This is a genomic window from Acidomonas methanolica (assembly GCF_004346035.1).
Taxonomy (GTDB): Bacteria; Pseudomonadota; Alphaproteobacteria; order Acetobacterales; family Acetobacteraceae; genus Acidomonas; species Acidomonas methanolica.
Window position 1 is genome coordinate 1 of record NZ_SLZN01000032.1, and the last position, 23,188, is coordinate 23,188.

Consider the following 23,188-nt stretch of genomic DNA (forward strand, 5'->3'; position numbering starts at 1 on the left):
GCCTGGGCATCGCCCCGGAACTGGCGGTCGGCGACGGGGCGCCCGGTTTCTGGAAAGCCCTGGACGAGGTCTTCCCCGGCACGCGTCATCAGCGCCGCCACCTGAAAGCTTGCCGCAAAGCGCCAGAAGCAAGTGCCACCAACCCGACAGTCTGATAGGGAATTCTGGCTCCCGATCCTCTCGTCTTCATGGTCAGGGATTGCCAGAGGGCGACCGCCCTCTGGCGTTGGGCGGAGCCTCGTAGCGAGCCTCGCATCACCGCGCGATAAGGTCCTGATGCGATAAGGCTTGACTCGCCCCGGTCCTGTCTCCTACTGACACGCACCGATCAGAACACGCCACCTCGCGAAGGCTCGCGCAGTGGCGCGCTTTCTTTTGGAGTAAGTTTTTCTTGTTCGACTCGCTCTCAGGCAAGCTGTCCGGCGTTTTCGAGGGGCTTTCCAAACGTGGAAAACTCTCGGAGGACGATGTCGCCGAAGCCATGCGCGAGGTTCGCCTCGCCATGCTCGACGCCGACGTGGCGCTGCCGGTCGTGCGCGATTTCACGAACAAGGTGCGCGAGCGCGCCGTGGGCGCGGAGGTGCTGGACAGCATCTCGCCCGGTCAGGCCGTCGCCAAGATCGTCAATGACGCGCTGATCGACGCGTTGGGTGGCGCCGGGGCGGTGCCGCTCACGCTCTCCGCGCCCGCGCCGATTCCTTTCCTGATGGTCGGGCTGCAAGGCTCGGGCAAGACCACGACCTCCGGCAAGATCGCGCTGCGGCTGACGAATCGCGAGCGGAAGAAGGTGCTGCTCGCCTCGCTCGACGTGCAGCGTCCCGCCGCCCAGCTTCAGCTCCAGCAGCTTGCCGAACGCGCGGGCGTCGCCTCGCTCCCGATCGTGCCGGGCCAGCAGCCCGTGGAGATCGCGCGGCGCGCCATGGAGGTCGGGCGGCGCGAGGGGTATGACGTCGTCATCCTCGACACGGCGGGCCGCCTCTCCATCGACGAGGCGCTGATGCAGGAAGTGCGCGACGTGCGCGCCGCCACCAGCCCGGCCGAAACCCTGCTCGTCGTCGATGCGATGACCGGACAGGACGCGGTGAACACGGCGCAGCGCTTCAACGAAGCCGTGGGGATCACCGGCGTCGTCATGAGCCGGATGGATGGCGATGCGCGCGGCGGCGCGGCGCTCTCGATGCGGGCCATCACCGGCGCGCCGATCAAGCTCGCGGGCACCGGCGAGAAGCTCGAGGCGCTGGAGGAGTTCCATCCCGAGCGCGTCGCGGGGCGCATCCTCGGCCTCGGCGATATCGCCGGGCTGGTCGAGAAAGCCTCCGAGACCATCGACCAGGAGGAAAGCGAGCGCCTCGCCAAGAAGATGCTGGCGGGGAAGTTCGATCTCGACGACTACGCCTCGCAGATCCGCCAGATCAACAAGCTCGGCTCGGTCTCCGGCATTCTCGGCATGCTGCCCGGAATGGGCAAGCTGAAGGATGTGCTGGAGAGCAAGGACGTCGATACCGCGGCGATCTTCCGCAAGCAGCTCGCCATCATTTCCTCGATGACGAAGGACGAGCGCAAGACGCCCGCGATCATCAAGGCCTCCCGCAAGAAGCGCATCGCCGCCGGGTCCGGCACGAGCGTGCAGGAGGTCAACAAGCTGCTCAAGCAGTTCGACGACATGTCCACCGTGATGAAGCGCATCAACAAGATGGGCCTCGGCGGCATGAAGAAGATGCTTTCCGGGCTGATGTCGGGCGGCGCTCCCCCCGGCATGCCGCCCGGCGGGTTCGGCGGCGGCTTCCCCCGACGCTAGGCCCTGGCTGTTTTTCTCAGATTTCAACGTTTCCGGAGTTTTCCATGAGCCTCAAGATTCGTCTTTCCCGCGCCGGCGCCAAGAAGCGCCCCTACTACCACATCGTGATCGCCGACAGCCGCAGCCCGCGTGACGGCCGCTTCATCGAGAAGGTGGGTGCGTACAACCCGATGCTGCCCTCCGACCATGCCGACCGCATCCGTCTGAATGACGAGCGCATCAAGCACTGGCTGTCCCAGGGCGCGCAGGCGACCGATCGCGTCGCGCGCTTCCTCGGCAATGCCGGTCTCGCGCCGAAATTCGAGTATCGCGAGCAGCCGACGCAGTCCGCCCCGAAGAAGGCGGCTCAGGAGCGCGCCGCGGCCAAGGCCAAAGCGGCCGCCTGATTTTCGCATCGGCCCGACGCGCCATGACCGCCCCCTTCCCCAACGCGATTCTCGTCGCCACCGTGGGCCGCCCCCATGGGGTGCGCGGACTCGTGCGCCTGCATGCGGCGACGGAAGACCCGGCGACGATCGAGGCGCTGGGTGACGTGCGGGACGCGCAGGGGCGTGCGTGGCGGGTGGAATGGCGGGGCTCGGGAATCGCGGCGCTGTTCGACGCGGACGGGCGGGAGATCGCCGACCGCGACGCGGCGGCGCGGCTGACGAACCTGGAACTCTTCGTGGCGCGCGAGCGCCTGCCGGACCCGGACGGCGACGAGTTCTATCATGTCGATCTGATCGGCCTTGCGGCGGTGACGCCGGAGGGCGAGGCGCTTGGCGTCGTCAATGTCGTGCATGATTACGGCGCGGGAGTGAGCCTCGAAATCGCGGGCGCGCGCAGCCTGATCGTGCCGTTCACGAAGCGCTGCGTGCCGGAGATCGACCTGCCGTCGAAGCGGCTCGTCGTCGTTCCGCCGGTGGAGATCGAGGTCGAGGGCGATCCGTCCGGCCCCGGCGACGTGGCGGTGCGCGCATGACGGCGACGGCGACAGGGCGGGCTCCCTGGCGGGCCGACGTGCTGACGCTGTTCCCGGAGATGTTTCCGGGACCGCTCGGCTGCTCGCTGGCCGGTCAGGCGCTGGAGCGCGGAACGTGGTCCTGCGCCGCACATGATCTGCGCGCGCACGGGCTGGGGCGTCATCGCGCCGTGGACGACACGCCGTTCGGCGGCGGGGCAGGCATGGTGATGCGGCCCGACGTCGTCGCGGCGGCGCTGGACGCGGTGGCGGAGGACGGTCGTCCGGTCGTCTATCCCACGCCGCGCGGGCGCGTCTTCCGTCAGGACGATGCACGGCGACTGGCGGCGGGTGCGGGGGTCGTGCTCGTCTGCGGCCGCTTCGAGGGTGTCGACGAGCGCGTGCTGGAGCGGCGCGGTATCGAGCAGTTCTCGATGGGCGACGCCGTGCTGTCCGGCGGCGAGATTCCGGCGCTCCTCCTGCTCGACGCCTGTGTCCGCCTGCTGCCGGGCGTCATGGGCTCCGAGGCCAGCGACGCCGAGGAAAGCTTCGGCGCGGACGGGCTGCTCGAATATCCCCATTACACCAGACCGGCCCTCTGGGACGGCATGGAGGTTCCCGCGATCCTGCTCTCCGGCCATCACGCGGCCATCGCGGCGTGGCGGCGCGAGCAGGCGATCACGGTCACGAAGTCACGCCGTCCCGATCTCTGGGCCGCCTTCGAAGCCGCACGAAGGGAAAACGTGCAGGGCGAAGCGGCGCGAGGCAGGATGACGGGCCCGATTCATTAAGTCTTTTCGATCCTTCAGGAGTATCAACATGAACATCATCCAGCAGTACGAGGCGCGCGAGATCGAGCGTCTGACCACCGCCCGCGCGGTGCCCGAATTCCAGGCCGGCGACACCGTGCGTGTCGGCGTACGCGTCGTCGAAGGTACGCGCGAGCGCGTCCAGGCCTATGAAGGCGTGGTGATCGCGCGGTCGAACAAGGGCCTGAACAGCAATTTCACGGTCCGCAAGATCTCCAACGGCGAAGGCGTGGAGCGGATCTTCCCGCTCTACTCCCCGAGCATCGCGGAGATCGCCGTGATCCGCCGCGGCCGGGTGCGTCGCGCCAAGCTGTATTATCTGCGCGGCCGCAGCGGCAAGTCCGCCCGCATCGCCGAGCGGGCGCGCGAGGTCGTGGCGTCGTAAAACGGCGCTGAACGGCGCCGGGGGAAAAGAGGGGAGGAGCGCATGGCGGGCCGAACGCTGTTCGACAAGATCTGGGACGACCATGTGGTCGAGAAGCTCCCGGACGGCACTTGCATCCTCTATATCGACCGGCATCTCGTTCACGAGGTGACGAGCCCACAGGCGTTCGAAGGGTTGCGTCTGGCCGGCCGCAGGCTGCGTCATCCCGAGGCGACGATCGCCGTGGTGGATCACAACGTCCCCACCACGGATCGCAGCCTGCCCATCGAGGAGCCGCAGAGCCGGTTGCAGATCGAGACGCTCGAACGCAACGTGCGTGAGTTCGGCGTCCCGTATTTCCCCCTGCGCTCGCGCAATCAGGGAATCGTCCATGTGGTCGGGCCGGAGCAGGGCATTTCGCTGCCCGGCGCGACCATCGTCTGCGGCGACAGCCACACCTCCACCCATGGGGCGCTCGGCGCGCTGGCCTTCGGCATCGGCACCTCCGAGGTCGAGCATGTGCTGGCGACGCAGACCCTGCTCCAGAAACCCGCGAAGAACATGCGGGTGACGGTCGAGGGGCAGGTCGGGCCGGGCGTCACCGCCAAGGACATCATGCTGGCCATCATTGGCACGATCGGCACGGCGGGCGGCACGGGGCATGTGATCGAGTTCGCCGGCTCCGCCATCCGCGCGCTGGACATGGCAGGGCGGATGACGCTGTGCAACATGTCCATCGAAGCCGGAGCGCGCGCCGGGCTCGTCGCGCCCGACCAGACGACCTTCGATTACGTGAAGAACCGTCCCTACGCGCCGAAAGGCGAGGCGTTCGAGCAGGCCGTCGCCTACTGGACGACACTGGCGAGTGATCCGGACGCGGTGTTCGACCGGGAGGTGACGCTCAAGGCCGAGGACATCGTGCCCAGCGTCACCTGGGGCACCAGCCCGGAGGATGTGCTGCCCATCACCGGGCTCATCCCCGATCCCGCCTCCTGCGACGATCCGGCGCGCGCGGCGTCCTGGCGGCGGATGCTGGAATATATGGGGCTGGAGGCCGGGCGGAAGATCGCGGGCACGAAGATCGATGTCGTGTTCATCGGCTCCTGCACCAACAGCCGCATCGAGGATCTGCGCGCCGCCGCCGCCGTGGCGAAGGGACGCAAGGTCGCGCCCGGCGTGCGCGCCCTGATCGTGCCGGGCTCGGGCAATGTGAAGGCGCAGGCGGAAGCGGAGGGGCTGGACGCGATCTTTCGCGCGGCCGGGTTCGAATGGCGCGAGGCGGGGTGCTCCATGTGCCTCGGCATGAATCCCGACAGGCTGACGCCGGGCCAGCGCTGCGCCTCGACCTCGAACCGCAATTTCGAGGGGCGTCAGGGCCCCGGCGGCCGCACCCATCTCTGCTCCCCCGCCATGGCGGCGGCGGCGGCGGTGACGGGCGCGCTGACGGATGTGCGCGAACTTGTCCCGGCGGAGGAACCGGCCTGATGCGGGCATTCACCACGCTGACCGGCATCGCCGCGCCGATGCCGGCCGAGAATATCGACACCGACCAGATCATTCCCGCGCGCTTTCTCAAGACCATCGAACGCAGCGGGCTGGGCAGACACGCGTTCGCAGGCCTGCGCTACGAGGCGGACGGATCGGAAAATCCGGATTTCGTGCTCAACAAGGAGCCGTATCGCCGTGCCGAGATTCTGATCACCTATGACAATCTCGGCTGCGGCTCGTCGCGCGAGCATGCGCCCTGGGCGCTGCTGGATTTTGGCATACGCTGCGTGATCGCCCCGAATTTCGCCGATATCTTCTATAATAACTGCTTCAAGAACGGCATCCTGCCGATCCGCCTGCCGCGCGAGATCTGCGACGCCCTGATGGGGGATGCGCGGCTCGGGGCCAATGCGCGTCTCACGGTCGATCTGGAGCGTCAGGTCGTATGCCGCCCGGACGGGACGGAGATTCCGTTCGAGGTCGATGCCTTCCGCCGTCACATGCTGCTCGAGGGGCTGGACGATATCGGCCTCACCCTGCGTCATGATGGCGCGATCACCGCGTTCGAGACGAAGCGGAAGCAGGCCGAACCCTGGATGCCGGAGATCCGCAAGACCGCGGACGGCGAATCCGGGACCAGTCAGAAAGTCTGAGACGATGAGCGAAACGAAGAAGCTTCTGGTCCTGCCGGGCGACGGCATCGGCCCTGAGGTCATGCGCGAGGTCGCCAAGGTGGTGCAGTGGCTTCAGGCCGCGCGCGGCCTGAAGCTCGACATCGCCGAGGAACTGGTCGGCGGCGCGTCGCTGGCGAAGCATGGCGTGCCGATCCGCGACGAGGTGATCGCTCTGGCGAAGGAAGCGGACGCCGTGCTCTTCGGCTCGGTGGGCGATCCGGCCTGGGCGCATGTCGGCTTCGACAGGCGTCCCGAGGTGGCCATCCTGCGTCTGCGCTCGGAACTCGAACTCTTCGCCAATCTCCGTCCCGCCAAGGTGTTCGACGCGCTGATCGACGCCAGCACGCTCAAGCCCGACGTCGTGCGCGGGCTGGACATCATGATCGTGCGCGAGACGGTCGGGGGCATCTATTTCGGCGAGCCGCGCGGCATCGAGACCCTGCCCGACGGCAGCAGGCGCGGCGTCAACACGGAAGTCTATACGACTGGCGAGATCGAGCGCGTCGCGCGTGTCGCCTTCGACCTCGCGCGCGTCAGGCGCAACCGTGTCACCTCCATCGAGAAATGCAACGTGATGGAGAGCGGCCTGCTCTGGAAGGAGGTCGTCACCGATCTCCGGCAGCGCGTGTATCCTGACGTCGAACTCACCCACATGCTGGCTGACAACTGCGCCATGCAGCTCGTGCGCAACCCGCTTCAGTTCGATGTGCTGGTGACGGGCAATCTCTTCGGCGATCTGCTCTCCGACCTCGCGGCGATGCTCACCGGCTCGCTCGGCATGCTGCCTTCCGCTACTCTCGGCGCGGAGCAGGCGGACGGCAAGCGCCATGCGCTGTACGAGCCGATCCACGGCTCCGCGCCGGACATCGCGGGCAAGGGCATCGCCAACCCGCTGGCGCAGATCCTCTCCTTCGCCATGCTGCTGCGCTACTCGTTCGACCGCGAGGCGGATGCGGTGCTGATCGAGACGGCGGTGTCCAACGTGCTCGCCTCCGGATTGCGGACGGCGGACATCATGTCCGAAGGCATGGCGCGCGTCGGCACCAGCGTCATGGGCGACGCCGTGGTGAAGGAACTGGGAAAGCTCGCGGGCTGACGTTATTTCCCGCGCCGGCGCTTTGCTTTTCCCGCGAATCGCCTATAAGGGCTCCTGTCCGTGCGAGAGTGGCGGAACGGTAGACGCAGTCGGCTCAAAATCGACCGCCGCAAGGCATGGGGGTTCGAGTCCCCCCTCTCGCACCACGACTCATGCGGGTCGCCCGCCCGCTGAGGCTTGATCGCGGCGTTGTTCCGTCGCCGCCCGCTCCACTTTCATCAGGCCCCGATCGCATCGAGCAATGTCCGAAATCTCCCTGAGCAAGCCGATCGTCAAGCCCGCGCGGCCGTTCTTCTCGTCCGGCCCCTGCGCCAAGCGGCCCGGCTGGTCCCTCGCCGCGCTGGAGGGCGCGCTGCTCGGTCGCTCACATCGCGCGCCGGAAGGGCGGGCGCGGCTCAAGGCGGTGATCGAGCGGTCGAAAGCCATTCTCGGCCTCCCGGCGGACTGGCGTCTGGGGATCGTTCCCGCGTCCGATACCGGCGCGGTCGAGATGAGTCTCTGGGCGCTGTGCGGCGAACGGGGGGTGGATGTACTCTCCTTCGAGAGCTTCTCCGGCGAATGGGCGCGCGATCTGCGCGAGGTGCTGGCTCTGCCCGATCTGCGCGTTCATGAGGCGCGGTATGGCGCGCTGCCCGATCTTTCGGTCGTCGACTGGTCGCGCGACGTGGTGCTGACCTGGAATGGCACCACCTCCGGCGTGCGCATGCCCGGCCCCGAGGCGATTCCCGCGACGCATGAGGGGCTGGTGATCTGCGATGCGACCTCCGCCGCCTTCGCGATGGATCTGCCCTGGGATAGGCTGGATGTCGTCACGTGGTCCTGGCAGAAAGTGCTGGGCGGCGAGGCGGCGCACGGGATGCTCGCGCTCAGCCCCCGCGCCGCCGTGCGTCTCGCGCAGCCGTCGCCGCGTCCCCTGCCCAAGATTTTCCGCCTCGCCAACGGGAAGGGCCTGATCGAGGGCGTTTTCGCGGGGGATACGATCAACACGCCGTCGATGCTCTGTGTCGAGGATGCGCTGGACGGGCTGAACTGGGCGGCCTCGATCGGCGGGCTCCCGGCGCTCAAGGCGCGGAGCGCCGCCAATCTCGCCGCGGTGGAGCGGTGGGCGGCGCGGGCCGGCTGGGTCGATTTCCTCGCGGATTCGCCGGAGATACGGTCCTCGACCTCCATCTGCCTGAGGATCGTCGCGCCCTGGTTCCTCGCGCTCTCCGCAGAGGGGATGGACAGGGCCGTGAAGCACCTGACCGGCCTGGTCGCGGCGGAAGGCGCGGGGTTCGATCTCGCCTCCTATCGCGACGCCCCGCCCGGATTGCGGCTCTGGGGCGGCGCGACGGTGGACACGGCCGATATCGAGGCGCTGCTGCCGTGGCTCGACTGGGCGCATGAGGTCACGCGGCTGGAATTCGCCGCATGAGTGTGTTCGAGGAACCCAATACCGCGCTGCTGCCCACGGGCTTCATCGACCTGCTCCAGCATGAAGCCGAGGCCGAGGCGCGCGGCATCGAGCTGGTCATGGAGGTGTTCGCCGCCCACGGCTATGAGCGCGTGCGGCCGCCGCTGATGGAGTTCGAGACCTCACTGCTCCATGGCGCGGGGCAGGCCCTTGCCGAGCAGACCTTCCGCCTGATGGACCCCGATTCACGCCGCATGATGGCGCTGCGTCCCGACATGACGACGCAGATCGCGCGCATCGCCGCCACGCGGCTGGCGGACAGCCCGCGTCCCCTGCGCCTCTCCTATGCCGGAAGCTGCGTGCTCGTCGGTGCGCCGGGGCGGGAGGGCGAGCGGCAGATCACCCAGGCGGGAATCGAGCTGATCGGCGTGGATTCGGCGGAGGCGGACGCCGAAGTCGTGCTCGTCGCCGCCGAGGCGCTGGAGCGGCTGGGGATCGCCCATGTCTCCTTCGATCTGTCCTACCCGGCACTGGTGCAGCAGGTGGTGGACGAGCTGGGGCTCGTGCCGTCTTCGCGAGCCCAGTTGATGCATGCGCTAGATCGCAAGGACGCCGCCGCCGTCGCGACTCTCGGCGGGGCGGCCGCGCCGGTGCTGAACGCCATGCTGGACGCCGCCGGCCCCGCCGACACGGCGCTCGCCGCGCTGGCGGGGCTGACGCTCTCTTCCGCCGCCCGCGTCCTGGCGGATCGTCTTGCCGCTGTCGCGACCACGATCGCCGCGCGGTCGCCGGGCATTCGTCTGACGGTCGATCCGGTCGAATTCCGGGGCTGGCAGTATCATACGGGCGTCTGCGTCACCGTGTTCGCACGGGACCAGCGGGAGGAACTCGGGCGTGGCGGACGATATCTGGCCCATGAGTCGGAACCCGCCTGCGGCCTGACGTTGCGCCCCGAAGTGCTTCTGCGCGCCGCGCGCCCGATCGAGCTGCGTCCGCGCGTCTATGTGCCCGCCGGCGTGGACGTCGCGCGCGCCGCCGCCTGCCGTGCGCAAGGATATGCGACGGTGGCGGGGCTCGCTCCGGTCGGGGACGTTCGCGCGGAGGCGCGGCGTCTGGGCTGTCGTCATCTTCTTCTGCCAGACGATCTGGTCACGTTGTAAATAAGGGGGCTTTCATGTCCAACGTCACCGTCATCGGCACCCAGTGGGGCGACGAGGGGAAGGGCAAGATCGTGGACTGGCTCGCCAGCCGCGCCGATATCGTCGTGCGGTTTCAGGGCGGTCACAATGCGGGGCATACGCTGGTCGTCGGCGATCAGGTGTACAAGCTGTCCCTGCTGCCCTCCGGTCTCGTGCGCGGCAAGACGGGCGTGATCGGCAATGGCGTGGTCGTCGATCCGGAGGCGCTGCTGACCGAGATCGACCGTGTGACGGCGCAGGGTCTGACCGTCACGCCCGAGACGCTGTGGATCGCCGAGAACGCGCCGCTGATCCTGCCCATCCACGCGGCGACGGACCGCGCCCGCGAGGCGGCGCGGGGGGAGCGCAAGATCGGCACGACCGGACGCGGCATCGGGCCGGCCTATGAGGACAAGGTAGCCCGCCGCGCGATCCGCCTGTGCGATCTGGCGGAACCCGAGACGCTGGACTGGAAGCTCGACGAGCTGTTGCTGCATCACAACACCTTGCTGGCGGGGCTGGGCGCGGACACTTTCACCAAGCAGGCGCTGCTCGATCATCTGAACCGTCTCGCCCCGCGCGTGCTGCCTTTCGCCTGCTCCGTCTGGGAGCGGCTGGACGAGGCGCGCCGGGCGGGCCGCCGCATTCTCTTCGAGGGCGCGCAGGCCGTCATGCTGGATGTCGATCACGGCACCTATCCCTTCGTGACGAGTTCGAACACCATCGCGGCCGTCGCCGCCAGCGGGAGCGGGGTTGGGCCGTCCAGCATCGGCTTCGTGCTCGGTATCGCGAAGGCCTATGCGACGCGGGTCGGCGAGGGGCCCTTCCCCTCGGAACTGCATGACGAGACGGGCCGGACCCTTGGCCAGCGCGGGCATGAGTTCGGCACCGTGACCGGCCGACCACGCCGTTGCGGCTGGTTCGACGCCATGCTGGCGCGCCGCGCGGTGAAAGTGGGCGGCGTGAACGGCATCGCCCTGACGAAGCTCGACGTGCTGGACGGGCTCGACGAGGTGAAAATCTGCACGAGCTATACGCTGGACGGCAAGAGCATCACCTCCTTCCCTGCCTCGCCCGCGGCGCAGGCGCGTGTGAAGCCGGTCTACGAAACGATGCCGGGCTGGTCCGAAACCACGCAGGGCGCGCGGTCCTGGGCGGATCTGCCGGCGCAGGCGATCAAATATGTCCGCCGCATCGAGGAGTTGATCGAGGCGCCGGTGACGCTGCTCTCCACCAGCCCGGAGCGGGACGATACGATTCTCATGCGTGACCCGTTCGAGGATTGAGAAATTCTTAACTCTTTTGCGCCAAGTTGATCTCCGGAAGGAGAAGGCATGGCACAGACGACCGAAGAGGCCCCGCTGGTCGGTGGGCGGTATCGTCTCATACCGGATTCGCCCTTGCCCCCGCTGGGGGGCATTGCGGCGTGTCAGGCCGTCGATCTGTGGGCGCCCGGCGCCGCGTTGACGGGGCTTCTGCCGGAGTGCGTCTCGCCGCGTTTCGAGAAGTTCCGCGCGCTCCGGGCTCCGGCCCTGCTGCCGATTCTGGGTCATGACGAGACGGCAGGCTCGTTTTGCGCCGTCATGTCCCAGCCGCCCGGGATGCCGGTTTCCAGCCAGACGACCCCCTGGCGGGAAGGCCAGATCATCGATGGCGTCATCAAGCCGCTCGCCGCCCTGCTGGAGCGCGTGCAGGAGGCGGGCCTCACCCTGCGCTGCCTGAGACCGGACACGGTCTATGTCGGACCGGGGATGCACCAGATCGTCGTGCTGCCCCCGGCCTTCGAAATGCCCGCGGCGCGGCAGCCCGTCGCATTCGAGCCGCTCTCCAGCGCGGTGTGCGCGCCCGCCGCCCGCGGCGCCGGCGGCATCGCCGACGATGTTTTCTCGCTTGGCGTCCTGGTGCTGACATTATGCGCCGGGCAGCCGCCCTTCGCCGATCTTTCCGACGAGGCCATACTGGAACGGCGCTTCGCCCAGGGAAGCAGGGAGGCCTATTTGCAGGCCGCGCCTGTGACGCGCGGGCTTGCTTCCGTCCTGAAGGCGATGCTGTCCGACGATGCGTCCCAGCGTCCCGGTCCGCGCGATCTGATGAATATGGAGCCGAGCAAGTTTTTCTCGGTCCGTGCCGAAAGGACGGCACTTGCGCCGCTGTCTCTCGACGGGCTGAAGAGCCGGACGCCGCGCGAACTCGCCTGGCGCGGGGCGAGTCATCCCCCCGCCCTGCTTCGCGCCTTGCGCGAAGGGGTCGTCGAAAACTGGATGGCGGTCGAGTTTCAGGACAATGCCACCTGCCGCGCCCTGCGGGAGATGATGGGGCAGATCGCCGCCGGCACGGCCATGGAAACGGAGGAGGACGCCCTTTCCCGGGCGGTGCATATTCTCGATCCGCAGGCTCCCGTCTGGCGCTCCGGCCGATGGTTCTGGCCGGAAGCCCTTCCCGCGATGCTGGTGGACGAGGCGATTGCGGGCACGCCGTCGGACCCCAAGAGCGGCGTCATCCCGCTTGTCGGCCAGATTTTGGCGCCGCATTCATCCTATGCGCGTTGGAGCGGGCCGATCGGAGCGCAGGTCAACGCATTGACGCACGCCTATCGTCGCACGCGGCGCAAGGGCGTCTCCCGCCTGTGGCGGCTGGTCTATGACACCAATCCATGGCAGCGCTGCCTCTCGCCGGATTTGATCTCGCAGCGCCTGTCGGACCCGCGCGCCGTCCTTCTGGCGGTCGATCGCGCGCTGGAACATTCCGGCGCGACTTCGGACGCCGCCGACGTCGCACGGCTCGAAAAGAGCGGCGTTCTCGATATCCATGTCCGGACCTTTCTGGAGAGCGCCTGCCAGAGGAATGGTCTCGCCTTCGAGCCTTCCGGCTCCGAAACCGGCGCGGCGTTCTGGCAATCCGACCTGCTTCTCATGATCACGGTGCAACGGATGTGCCAGATTCCCGCCTTGCGGGGCATTGCCCGGCACCTGCGCGTCCTTCTGGAGGACGAGGTGAAAACCTGGAGGAGCCGCACGCGCAGGGGGCGACGCGCGGACAGGCTGCGCGCCGCCATCGAGAAAGGAAATCTATATCAGGTCTGGGCGGCGGTTCACGATCCGTCCGACGCTCTCGTGGATCGCAACGCCCACGATGCGGCGCATGAGGAATTGCTGGCCATCGAGAAAAGTCTTTCCCAGGACGAGGCGGCGTCGGATGAAAATGATGTCGAAACGATAAGACTCGCCGAATTTGCCGCCCTGCTCACCGGCATCGTCGTGGCGATCCTCAGTTGCGTGATCGAGTTCGTCCGATGACGGCGTCCTCTTCCCTCGCTGCGGGCGGGAGATCCAACAGCGCTTCGACCGTGTCGATTGTTGGATGGAGCGTCGGGCTGACGGCTTTGACGGTCCTGTTGCCTGGCCCGACCGTGGCTCTTGTCGTCTGGATTCTGCCCGTCCTGCTGCTGCGGATCCTGTCGGGAGAAAGACGTTCTCACCGCAGCCTGGCCGCCCTGTTCTTCCTCCTGGCGGCCGTCGTCCATCCCCTGCATCTCATCTGGGAAGCACAGGGAGGCTGGGAGAAATGCGTGGAACTGACGCTCGACCCCATGGTTCTGGCGACGGGATGGGTCGCTGTCGGTGCGAGCTGGTTCATCGCCGAGGGGTCCGAGCTTGCGCAGCGCCTCACGGCACTGCTCAAACGGAGCAAGCACCGTCGCCTGCTTGTTCAACGCGCGGAAGCCCTTCGGGCGGAATGGGGATTTGAGGAGACCAGTTCAGCGGGGGAGAAGGAGCGGCCGCGCCCTGTCGCCGAAAGCAAGTAAAGCAGGCCGCTTTGATATCCGGCCACGAGGAGATTTTCGTGAATCGCGTCAAAACGCTCGATCGCGTCGATGACGATCCAGAAAGCGTCGTGCCTCATCTGGCTTTCGTCGGCGTTCCGGTCGAACGCGACCCGGTGATCAAGAGAGGCGCATGCGGACCGATCACCCCTGTTTACTGCCGCGACCCCGGCGGCAGTCTGATCGAAATCGCCCGATCCCGTCGCGACCAGGGTCTATTCAGGCGCCTCTGCCGCTTCCTCTTTGATCGTGTCGGCGAATTTGCGCATGAGACGGACCAGATCGTCGATGTCCCGCTCCTCCCATGACCCGAAAATGCTGCGGAAGATGCGTTCGCGCGCCGCGTCGATCCGGTCGGTCATGGCCTTGCCCGTCACCGTCACCACCGCCTCGCGCACGCGCTTGTCGGACGGGTTTTCCCTGCGGTCGATCAGGCCGAGTTCGTCGAGCTTCGCCACCTGCCGGCTGACGGTGGTGTAGTCCCGGCCCACCCGGTCAGCGAGCTCCACCACCCCGATCGGCCCCCGCCGCTCGATCAGCACGAGCAACGGGAAAAGCGCGCGGTCGAGCTTGATTCCGGCCTCCCTGATCATCGCTTCGTCGCGCTGGGGTCGGTTTATCACCGTCGCGATATCGATGAGCGCGCCATGCAGGACGCGGAGTTGGCCGGATATATGTGTATTATGCACTTTCTTTCTTGACGGCATGGCGGGTTCCGGAATATGTGTAATCAGCACATATATCCGACTTTCGAAAGGAACACCATCATGACACCCACCATCGTCAGGGCAGGGGGCGAGCCGCCTGTTCACAAGGATTTCCCGAACCGGGATCGAGCGCGCCATGACTGAAGAATTCGACGCGGACGTGCTGATCTGCGGAGCCGGCGCAGCCGGGCTGACTCTGGCCCTTGATCTGGCCCGACGCGGTATTTCCTTCCGTCTCGTCGACAAGGCGGACGAACCGTTTCCGGGATCACGCGGCAAGGGAATCCAGCCGCGCACCCTGGAGGTTTTCGAGGATCTCGGGATCGTTGACCGGATTTTCGCGGCGGGCGGCCCTTATCCGCCCATCAGGGTTTATCGCGCGGATGGCGACCATGCGGATACCACGCTCATGGAAACCCATGAGCCGAGTGCGGCGGAACCGTACCGTATGCCGCTGATGGTGCCTCAATTCCTCACCGAACGGGTGATGCGCGAGCGTCTGCTCGAACTGGGACACCGCCCGGAATTCGGCTGTGCGCTCGTCGGCATCCAGCAAGACGGCACGGGCGTGACCGTCACGCTGAAGGATCGGTCCGGCGAAAGGCGGAGTCGGGTCCGCTATCTGATTGGCACAGATGGTGGCCGCAGCTTCGTCCGGCAAACGCTCGATATCGGTTTTCCCGGCGAGACTCTCGGCCATCGCGGTCTGGTCGCCGACGTCACGCTGACCGGCCTCACGCGCGACGCGTGGCATCGCTTCAATGAAGGCGATCGGGCGCGCATGATCATGTTCAGTCCGCTGGCGGGCACGGAGATGTTCCAGCTCCAGGGGCTGCTTCCGCTAGACGGCGCGTTCGATCTGTCCGCCGAGGGGCTGACGCGCCTGATCATGGAGCGCACGGGGCGGGCGGACATCCGGATTCAGTCCGTCTATTGGGCCTCCACCTTCATCATGAATGCGCGGCTGGCCGATCGGTACCGTGCAGGCCGTGTTTTCCTCGCTGGCGATGCAGCGCATGTCCATCCGCCGACCGGCGCGCAGGGACTCAATACCAGCGTGCAGGACGCCTATAATCTCGGATGGAAGCTCGCCGCCGTTCTTCACGGTGCGCCGGACAGTCTGCTCGACAGCTATGAGGAAGAGCGGCGGCCGGTCGCCGCCGGCATGTTGGGTCTTGCCACCGGGCTGTTGCAGGCTGATTTGCGCGGGCAGGTGCGGCGCGGCCGTGAGGTGCGTCAGCTCGATCTTGCCTATCCTGGCTCCTCGCTGACGCTGCAATCGGCGGAGCGATCCGATCGCCTCGCGGCGGGCGAACGCGCACCGGATGCGCCCGTTCGCGGCGCGAGCGGCCAGCCGATCCGCCTTTTCGATCTGCTCAAGGGTGCGCATTGGACAGCTTTCGGGTATGAGGTCCGACATGATCTCGTGCGGCCGCGCGCGGGTCTCCACATTCACAGGATCGGCGCGGAGGGGGACATCCTCGATGACCGCGGGCATTTCCGCGACGCCTACGCCGTCCGGCCCGGTGACTGGGTGTTCATTCGCCCTGACGGGTATGTCGGCGCCATTCTGCCGTCGGACAGTGCTGACATGCCGGAGAACTATCTGCGCGCGGTCGGCCTTGCGGCGGAAGCATGAGGTCGCGGCGAAATCCCTGACCGCCTGTTTGACCTCGTCTCCCTTCCGGAAAAGTCGGCGCGCATCGGCGAGTCATGCCTGTTCATGGGCCGGTATCGCGCCGATCAGCGAGTTGAGCTTCTCCGAAGCCGCCGGAGTCGCGGGATTGAAGACCACCAGGTTGAGATCGGGCCGGCCATCGACGGCGAAGGCCGAATATTCAAAGGAGAACGTGCCGAGAACCGGGTGGCGTATGTGCTTGACCATTTCGACATGGGCGCCTTGAACATCGTTGTCACGCCACATCGCCTTGAACTCGGGGCTGAGCCGGCACAGTTCCTCGACGAGAGGCGCCACCTCCGTTGCGGCCCCCGCGCGCACGGCGTCTATGCGGAATGCGCCCACGATACGGCGCGCCACGCCCTCCCAGTCTTCCTGCATGGTGCGGGCCTGCGGGTCGAGAAACATGATCCGCAGCACATTGCGCCGATGCGGCGGTAGCGAGCCGTAATCGCCCAGCATCACGGCGGCGCCCCGATTCCAGGCCACGACGTCCCAGGTCGCTGTCCGGATGAGGGCGGGATTCGGGTCCAATGCGTCCAGGACACGCTGGAGCCGGGGCGTGACGTCGTCCTTCCGCTCGTAGTGGCGTTCGGGCGGGTGGCCGAGGGCGATCAGGAAGAGGTGCTCGCGCTCAACCGCGGTCAGCATCAGCGCGCGGGCGATCCGGTCCAGCACGTCGGCCGAGGGCGCGCCGCCGCGGCCCTGTTCGAGCCAGGTGTACCAGGTCGGGCTGATATTGGCGCGCTGCGCGACTTCCTCGCGGCGCAGGCCGGGAGTGCGGCGACGTTCCACGGGAAAGCCGAAGGCGGCCGGATCGAGCTTCATCCGCCGGTCGCGCAGATAAGCCCCCAGAAGGGTCCCGGTTTCGAGAGGCGTGTTCATCCTGTTAGCCATCTTACTATGATAATGTCACTACTTTACCAGAATAAATCCCGCGCCGAGACTTGTCGCCAGTAAAAGCTGGAGATCTGCTCAATGCGAGTTTTCGTTACTGGCGCCACCGGATTTATCGGCGTTCCCGTCGTCAAGGAACTTATCGCCGCCGGACATGACGTTCTCGGCCTCGCCCGTTCGGATGACGGGGCGACGGCCCTGACCGCTCTCGGTGCGGCGGTTCATCGGGGATCGCTTGAAGATTTGGACAGTTTGCGCAAGGGGGCCGATGCCGCGGACGCCGTCATCCATCTGGCGTTCATTCACGACTGGTCAAATTTCGTGGAGAATTGCCGGATCGACGGTCAGGCCATCGCGGCTTTGGGCTCGGCTCTTGCCGGCTCGGGCAAACTCCTCATCGTGACCGGGGGCGCGGCGCTGCTGGTCGGGCCGGGTCAGATGGCGACCGAAGATGACGACGTGCCGCCCGATTTTCCGTTTCCCCGTGTTTCGGAGCAGACGGCTTTTGCTCTGAAGGATGTCCGCGCTTCGGTCATGCGTCTCCCGCAGGTCCATGACACGACGAAGCAAGGGCTTCTCACATACGCCGTTGCCGCAGCGCATGAGAAAGGCGTGTCCGCCTATGTGGGAGAAGGACGCAACCGCTGGGCTGCGGCGCATGTCTCGGATGTCGCGCGGCTGTATCGGCTTGCGCTCGAAAAGAACGAGTCGGGCGCGAAATATCATGCGGTGGCTGAAGAAGGCGTGCCGATGCGGGATATTGCCGAAGCCATCGGCCGTGGCCTGAAGGTACCGGTAAAATCCATATCCGCGGAAGACTCTGCGGCGCATTTCGGCTGGCTGGCGATGTTCTTCGATCACGACCTTATAGCCTCCAGCGCACAGACGCGGGACAAGCTGGGCTGGACTCCGACCGGACCGGGGCTGATCGCCGATCTCGAACATCTGCAAGCATCTGCAACTCCGTAATCGGACGGCGTTGTTTTGGCGAGCATCTTTATCCGGTCGGATGATGCCCTGCCTGCGCGAATGTCTCCTCGCCCTCGGTGCCCGGGACGCGCTTGCAGCGCATTGTTGAACCAAACTCGCGCTCCGCACGAAAATGCGGGCAGACCGGAGCGGTTCACGGAGCGTCGCCCACGCGCCACCGGGCGGTTTTCTCATCGACCCTATAGTGTTCGGCAAGCAGGGCGGAATCACGGGCAAGACAGTCCACGGCGTCGATGATCGCCGCGGCCTTCGCGTCATCAAACAACACGCTCAGATTGAGGCGCACCCAGCCCGGCTTGAGCAACTCCTCCCCGTCGAGAACCGCGCGCCGAAGCGTTTCCGAATCCTCCTGCCCGATTTCCAGCAGCCGATGGGCATAAGGGCCTGCGCAGGCACAGCCGCCACGCGCCTGAATGCCATAGGCGTCCGACAACATCCGGGTGAAGAGCTGCTGATGCAACCATCCACCGTCGGCGGGATGGCGGATACGCAGGGAGAAAATCGGCAACGTCTTCCTGGCGGGGGTCGAGCCCAGAATGACGATGTTGGAATTGGCCGTCCACCGTTCCCAGGCCATGACACGCAACTCGTCGTGCCGCCTGTCCATCACCTCCTGACCAATCGCATCCTTGACCAGAAACGCGAGCGCTGCCCGGATATCGCCGACGATGTTCGGCGTCCCGCCCTCCTCGCGGGTGACGAGATCGTCGCTATAGTCATGCGCCCAGGGCGATACGAAACGCACCGTGCCGCCGCCCGGCGAAACGGGAGAGGCGCGGTGCACGGCGTCACGCCGGACGATCAGGATGCCGGAACTCCCCGGACCGCCGATAAATTTATGCGGCGAAAGGACGACGGCATCCTTCTGGAACGGCGTGCCCTCTCGCATGTCGATCGGCACATAGGGGCCGCCGCCCGCATAATCCCAGACGACCCGCGCGCCGAAACGCCTCAGCAAGGCGCTGACCTGATCCACGTCGGTGATGATCCCGCTGACATTGGATACGGCGGAGAAGGCGCCGATCTTCGGCACGTCCGGCGGAAGGGCGTCCAGCGCCGCCTCGAGCGCCGCCAGATCGACGCCGCCTTGAGGCGCCTCGGGAATCTCCACCATTCGGGCGCCGCTCTCGCGCCATGGAAGAATATTGGAGTGATGCTCATACGGGCCGATCAGCACGACGGGCCTTGCGCCACGCCCGTCCCGCGCCGCGTCGGACGCAGCCCGGACGCCGAACAGATCGACCAGCCGATTGAGCCCCGCCGTGGCGCCCGACCCGGCGAAGATCGTTGCATAGCCGTCACCCGCGCCGCAGAATCCCGCGATGATCCGCCGGGCCGTCTCCCGGGTGCGGCCCATGTAACGTCCGCAGAACGATGCCTCGGTATGCGTGTTTGCATAGTATGGGAGCACATGCTCCATGACGAAGGTTTCAATCGGCCGCACGGCCCGTCCGGACGCCACGTAATCCGCATATAGGAGCGGCTTGAGGCCGAATGGCCCGTCGATCATCATCCCGTCGCCGACAAGTCCGGCCCGCAGAGAGGCCAGCGCCGCCTCGCCCTCACCCAGACTTGCCCGAAACGCGTCGAACGGCGCGTGATCCATTCCCACCCTTGAGCCCTCCCGACAGGTTCAGCGAAGTCATTTTCACCCCATGATCCGCAAAAAACTCCCTTTATTTTTCTTCTTTCAGGCGATTTATTGTGTCATATGATCGCTTGAAATGCAGAATATCGATCATATAGATCGCGCCCTGCTGCGCGTTCTCCAGCGTGATTCCTCCCTGTCCCAGAGGGCGCTTGCCGAGGCCGTCGGACTATCGCAGAACGCGTGCTGGAAACGCCTCGCCCAATTGCGCAAGTGCGGCCTTCTCGGCCAATACACCCTCCGCCTCGACCCCCGGTCCCTCGGGCTGGGCTTCACGGCATTTGTCATGGTCCGGACGCGCCATCACGACCATCACTGGCTGGCGCGTTTCCGGTCTATCGTGCTCGCCATTCCAAACGTCGTGGAATTTCATCGCATCGCTGGAGATTATGATTATCTCCTGAAGATCGTCGCACATGACATGCATGGTTTCGATAAGGTCTATCGCCAGATGATCGAGCAGATCGACCTCGATACCGTCACGTCCCATATCGTCATGGAGGCCATCGCGGATAATCGCGAATTGCCGATCTGACCTTCGTCCGGCCGATCACGGCGGCAGTCACGCCCCCTGCTGGCGCGCGTGGGTACCCGCGTTATCGCCTGCAATTTCGCCCGAAGGTTCAAGACACTGCGCGGGCTCACCCCGTATGAATTCATTTCCCGGCACTCGGAAAACGAACCATCACGGCTCATACAAAACCCGCACCATCAAATCCCGGGACTAAAAATCTGGCGGGGTCGGTCAGCTTCGCTTGCGTGCGGGTGCTTTCTTTGCCGCCGCCGCTCTTTTCGCGGGCGTCTTCGGCAGAACGAGTGCGTTCTTCACGCCCTTGCCCGCCGTGAAGGCCAGCTTGCGCGAGGCGGCGATCTCGATGCTCTCGCCCGTGGCGGGATTGCGCTCTTTCCGCGCGGCGAGATGACGGACGGAGAACTTGCCGAAGCCCGTCAGCGTGACGTCCTCGTCCTTCTTCGCGGCGTCGACGATGGCGTCGAGCGCGGCGTCGAGGATGTCCTTTACTTCGGTCTTGGGTCGCCTGGTGGTATTGGCGATCTGTTCGATCAGGTCAGATGTGTTCATGGGATGATCATGACTTACAAATACACAATACGGTAGCGACATGGTGATCCAACTTGTGCGGTCCTGCAAGTCATGGTCGCCGGAAAAACTCCGATACTGGGAGGATTGTGTTGAAAAACTCCACCTTGCGGTAATTGCTGCCTGCTGATTCAGTATCGCAACAGGTTGGAGGGCGATGCGGATGATGGGCGAGCGGACGGGGATGCAGGAGGCACTGTTCTACGAGTTCAGCCTTGAGCAGCATGTTCCCGAGCGCCACATGCTGCGGCTGATTGACCGCTTTGTGGATCTGGCGGCAGTTCGCAAACACCTGCAGCCATTCTACAGCGACACGGGGCGGCCCTCGATCGACCCGGAACTTCTGATCCGCATGCTGATCTTCGGCTATTGCATGGGCATCCGCTCCGAGCGTCGCCTGTGCGAGGAGGTTCACCTGAACCTCGCCTATCGCTGGTTCTGCCGTCTTGGTCTGGACGGTGCAGTGCCGGATCACTCGACGTTTTCCAAGAACCGGCATGGCCGTTTCCGGGAAAGCGACCTGCTTCGGCAGGTTTTCGAGACCACTGTCCGGCGCTGTATCGCAGAGAAACTGGTCGGCGGCGAGAGCTTCGGTGTCGACGCCAGCCTGATCCGCGCTGATGTCGACCGTCAGCGTGCCGTACCCGGCGAGGAGGGCCTGCCGCCCGATGCCGCTGGTCCTACGGTCCGGGAATATCTTGAAACGCTGGACGACGCGGCCTTCGGCGGCTCGACGCCCGTCGTGCCGAAGAAGCTGGCGCCAACGGATCCGGCGGCACGCTTTACGGCCGCGACGCCCGAGCGAGCTTTCTTTGCCTATAGCACGAACTACCTGATCGATCTGGACCATGCCGTCATCATGGACGTCGAGGCCACAACCGCCTGCGGCAGGCTGAAATCACCGCCCAGCGACGCATGATCGAGAGAGGGTGCTGGACAGGTTTGGCATATGGCCCGTACGCCTCGCGGCCGATACTGCCTATGGCGATGCGCCGAATCTGGCGTGGCTGGTCGACGAACGCGGCATCGAACCGCATATCCCGGTGTTCGACAAATCCGCCCGCACCGATGGGACGTTCGCCCGGTCTGATTGCAGGTTTGACCACGAGCATGACCGGTATATCTGCCCGGCCAGCAAGGAACTGCGTCCGTCGCAACGCACGTCCGCGGAGCCTCGCTCCCAGGTTGATCAGGATGGGTTCATCCGTTACCGTGCCAGCAAGCACGATTGTGACGGCTACGAATTTCGACAGCGCTGCACGCCGAACACGCCAGCCCGCAAAATCATGCGTTCGATCCATGAAGGAGCCCGGGATCTGGCCCGCGACCTCGCGTTGACGGACGCCTATGTCACGGCACGTCGACAGCGAAAGAAGATCGAGAGGCTGTTCGCCCACCTTAAACGGATCCTGAAACTGGGCCGCCTGCGATTACGTGGCCCAAACGGCGCTCATGACGAGTTCCTCCTCGCCGCAACCGCCCAGAACCATCCGCGAAATGGCCAAGCTCGTCCCGCCACGGGTGGCGATGGTCGCCGGGTAACGTAAAGAGCCCGATCAGCCTGGTCTCAGGGCCATCCTCACCGCCAACCACGTCGAGGATTTTTCAACACAAGCGGGAGGAGATCCGCCATTGATGCGTCCCGGGTCGTCTTTCTTCCAGGGCTGGCAGACTGGTCTTGCGGCGGGAAATGGAATGTATCTCAGCTCAGCGTCTCGAAATGGCGCAGGATCCAGATGATTTCGTAGAGGAGACCAACAGTTACGAATGCAATATGAAAACGGCGGGATGGCGTGGCGATCGCGATGCCGCACAGGATGAGATAGACCGGCACGCGGAACCAGTATTCGGCGGAGAACATGGCGTAGTGGGCCGGTCCCTTGATGAGGGTGTCGACCAGATCGAACAGCACCGTCAGGGCGAAGAAGGCGAAAAACCAGCGACGGCGGGCTAGAAAGAAATCCTCATACCCGGCGTAATCGCTGATCGTGTCGGGGAAGAGGAAGGCGCTGAGGAAGAACAGGACGATCGTGTAGACGATCAGGAACAGATAGGTCTGGAACGTCCAGGAGGGCAGGGCGATCAGCCAGAATTCCCACCACCAGAAATGCACCAGCATCAGCAGAAGCGTCAGCACCCAGCCGATATGCACCGGATAGAGCGGTGTCTGGCCCGGATGCTGGATGATGCGCACCAGGCCGTTGAGCAGGCGGGTGACGCTCAAGCCGATCACCATTCCCATGATGATGCGGACATGCTGGAAAATATCGGGCGACGGCAAGGGAGGTCTCGTCATGACAGGCGCAGGTCCAGTCCCCATTCTGTGCTGACGCCCGGCGCCCACGGGCCTTTGAACCGATCTTGCATCGTCTTGTCTTCTCCTCCATGGGCGGCCGCGAAGGACGGGACGGTCAGTCTGCTATAAAGCGGTTTGGTACGGCAAGACTGTCCGGCGTCAGGACCTATGGGACGGAATTGGCGGATTGGATAAAGGAGGATTTCTGGCTCATTGTAACGACGAAGGAGTGAAGCATGAGCCGGAAATCCTTGCCGGAGACGCGTTCCGGGGAGCGATTGATCCGCGATATCCGTCGGGCGACGCGCCG

The 23,188-nt window shown here is 65.6% G+C and carries 21 protein-coding genes, 1 tRNA gene and 2 pseudogenes; 19 read left to right on the top strand and 5 right to left on the bottom strand.

Annotation, left to right across the window (positions count from 1 at the left end):
* Positions 1-391: 391 nt before the first annotated feature.
* The 14 genes from ffh to EDC31_RS15070 all read left to right on the top strand — a co-directional run bounded on the left by ffh (position 392) and on the right by EDC31_RS15070 (position 13,545).
* Positions 392-1,798, top strand: coding sequence for a signal recognition particle protein (ffh, locus tag EDC31_RS15005; RefSeq protein ID WP_042059845.1), 1,407 nt, complete (start codon positions 392-394; stop codon positions 1,796-1,798).
* Positions 1,799-1,842: 44 nt separating this feature from the next.
* The gene (rpsP, locus tag EDC31_RS15010; RefSeq protein WP_042059843.1) at positions 1,843-2,184 is read left to right on the top strand and encodes a 30S ribosomal protein S16; all 342 of its coding nucleotides are present in this window, start codon (positions 1,843-1,845) and stop codon (positions 2,182-2,184) included.
* 23 nt (positions 2,185-2,207) lie between these two features.
* Positions 2,208-2,759 carry a ribosome maturation factor RimM gene (gene rimM / locus EDC31_RS15015; RefSeq protein WP_042059841.1) on the top strand — a complete coding sequence of 184 codons (552 nt, stop codon included), beginning with the start codon at positions 2,208-2,210 and terminating at the stop codon, positions 2,757-2,759.
* A complete protein-coding gene (trmD, locus tag EDC31_RS15020; RefSeq protein ID WP_042059839.1) occupies positions 2,756-3,529 on the top strand; it encodes a tRNA (guanosine(37)-N1)-methyltransferase TrmD in 774 nt (257 codons plus the stop codon). The genes rimM and trmD overlap by 4 nt, the downstream gene beginning before the upstream one ends.
* Before the next feature lie 28 nt (positions 3,530-3,557).
* Positions 3,558-3,932 (top strand): 50S ribosomal protein L19, encoded by a 375-nt coding sequence (gene rplS, locus EDC31_RS15025; protein ID WP_042059837.1) that lies wholly within the window; start codon positions 3,558-3,560, stop codon positions 3,930-3,932.
* 42 nt (positions 3,933-3,974) lie between these two features.
* Positions 3,975-5,396 (top strand): 3-isopropylmalate dehydratase large subunit, encoded by a 1,422-nt coding sequence (gene leuC, locus EDC31_RS15030; protein WP_042059835.1) that lies wholly within the window; start codon positions 3,975-3,977, stop codon positions 5,394-5,396.
* Complete coding sequence (gene leuD / locus EDC31_RS15035) at positions 5,396-6,052, top strand: 3-isopropylmalate dehydratase small subunit (protein WP_042059833.1); 657 nt, start codon at positions 5,396-5,398, stop codon at positions 6,050-6,052. The genes leuC and leuD overlap by 1 nt, the downstream gene beginning before the upstream one ends.
* A gap of 4 nt (positions 6,053-6,056) precedes the next feature.
* A complete protein-coding gene (gene leuB, locus EDC31_RS15040) occupies positions 6,057-7,169 on the top strand; it encodes a 3-isopropylmalate dehydrogenase (protein WP_042059831.1) in 1,113 nt (370 codons plus the stop codon).
* A 62-nt stretch (positions 7,170-7,231) separates the two neighbouring features.
* Positions 7,232-7,315, top strand: a tRNA-Leu gene (locus EDC31_RS15045).
* Between the two features lie 95 nt (positions 7,316-7,410).
* Positions 7,411-8,583 carry a phosphoserine transaminase gene (locus EDC31_RS15050; RefSeq protein WP_042059829.1) on the top strand — a complete coding sequence of 391 codons (1,173 nt, stop codon included), beginning with the start codon at positions 7,411-7,413 and terminating at the stop codon, positions 8,581-8,583.
* Entirely contained in the window at positions 8,580-9,722 is a 1,143-nt protein-coding gene (locus EDC31_RS15055) for an ATP phosphoribosyltransferase regulatory subunit (RefSeq protein ID WP_042059827.1), read from the top strand. The genes EDC31_RS15050 and EDC31_RS15055 overlap by 4 nt, the downstream gene beginning before the upstream one ends.
* A gap of 14 nt (positions 9,723-9,736) precedes the next feature.
* Positions 9,737-11,026: an adenylosuccinate synthase gene (locus EDC31_RS15060; protein WP_042059825.1), complete on the top strand. Its 1,290-nt coding sequence runs from the start codon at positions 9,737-9,739 to the stop codon at positions 11,024-11,026.
* A gap of 48 nt (positions 11,027-11,074) precedes the next feature.
* Positions 11,075-13,036, top strand: a complete 1,962-nt coding sequence (locus EDC31_RS15065) for a serine/threonine-protein kinase (protein WP_042059823.1) — start codon at positions 11,075-11,077, stop codon at positions 13,034-13,036.
* Between the two features lie 50 nt (positions 13,037-13,086).
* Positions 13,087-13,545: a hypothetical protein gene (locus EDC31_RS15070; RefSeq protein WP_042059822.1), complete on the top strand. Its 459-nt coding sequence runs from the start codon at positions 13,087-13,089 to the stop codon at positions 13,543-13,545.
* Positions 13,546-13,778: 233 nt separating this feature from the next.
* On the opposite strand, the gene EDC31_RS15075 is transcribed toward EDC31_RS15070, so the two are convergent.
* Positions 13,779-14,252, bottom strand: coding sequence for a MarR family winged helix-turn-helix transcriptional regulator (locus tag EDC31_RS15075; protein ID WP_239641691.1), 474 nt, complete (start codon positions 14,250-14,252; stop codon positions 13,779-13,781).
* Between the two features lie 154 nt (positions 14,253-14,406).
* Here EDC31_RS15075 and EDC31_RS15080 point away from each other — a divergent pair, with 154 nt between their 5' ends.
* Positions 14,407-15,909: an FAD-dependent oxidoreductase gene (locus EDC31_RS15080; RefSeq protein WP_042059818.1), complete on the top strand. Its 1,503-nt coding sequence runs from the start codon at positions 14,407-14,409 to the stop codon at positions 15,907-15,909.
* 72 nt (positions 15,910-15,981) lie between these two features.
* Here EDC31_RS15080 and EDC31_RS15085 read toward each other — a convergent pair whose 3' ends face one another.
* Positions 15,982-16,833 carry a helix-turn-helix transcriptional regulator gene (locus tag EDC31_RS15085; RefSeq protein WP_042059816.1) on the bottom strand — a complete coding sequence of 284 codons (852 nt, stop codon included), beginning with the start codon at positions 16,831-16,833 and terminating at the stop codon, positions 15,982-15,984.
* A gap of 93 nt (positions 16,834-16,926) precedes the next feature.
* Between EDC31_RS15085 and EDC31_RS15090 the strand changes: the two genes are divergently transcribed.
* Entirely contained in the window at positions 16,927-17,814 is an 888-nt protein-coding gene (locus EDC31_RS15090) for an SDR family oxidoreductase (protein ID WP_042059814.1), read from the top strand.
* Between the two features lie 154 nt (positions 17,815-17,968).
* Here the strand turns inward: EDC31_RS15090 and EDC31_RS15095 are convergent, their stop codons facing one another.
* A complete protein-coding gene (locus EDC31_RS15095; RefSeq protein ID WP_042059812.1) occupies positions 17,969-19,441 on the bottom strand; it encodes an aminotransferase class V-fold PLP-dependent enzyme in 1,473 nt (490 codons plus the stop codon).
* Between the two features lie 118 nt (positions 19,442-19,559).
* Between EDC31_RS15095 and EDC31_RS15100 the strand changes: the two genes are divergently transcribed.
* Complete coding sequence (locus EDC31_RS15100) at positions 19,560-20,018, top strand: Lrp/AsnC family transcriptional regulator (RefSeq protein ID WP_042059810.1); 459 nt, start codon at positions 19,560-19,562, stop codon at positions 20,016-20,018.
* A gap of 60 nt (positions 20,019-20,078) precedes the next feature.
* Positions 20,079-20,210: pseudogene (locus tag EDC31_RS15105) on the top strand (IS481 family transposase); the annotation flags it as partial.
* An 18-nt stretch (positions 20,211-20,228) separates the two neighbouring features.
* Here EDC31_RS15105 and EDC31_RS15110 read toward each other — a convergent pair.
* Positions 20,229-20,606, bottom strand: a complete 378-nt coding sequence (locus EDC31_RS15110; protein WP_158310332.1) for an HU family DNA-binding protein — start codon at positions 20,604-20,606, stop codon at positions 20,229-20,231.
* Positions 20,607-20,745: 139 nt separating this feature from the next.
* On the opposite strand from EDC31_RS15110, the pseudogene EDC31_RS15115 reads away from it, so the two are divergent.
* Positions 20,746-22,124, top strand: a pseudogene (locus EDC31_RS15115) (transposase).
* Positions 22,125-22,284: 160 nt separating this feature from the next.
* On the opposite strand, the gene EDC31_RS15120 reads toward EDC31_RS15115, so the two are convergent.
* On the bottom strand, positions 22,285-22,878 hold the full coding sequence (locus tag EDC31_RS15120) for a hypothetical protein (RefSeq protein WP_042059808.1): 594 nt from the start codon (positions 22,876-22,878) through the stop codon (positions 22,285-22,287).
* Positions 22,879-23,188 lie beyond the last annotated feature (310 nt).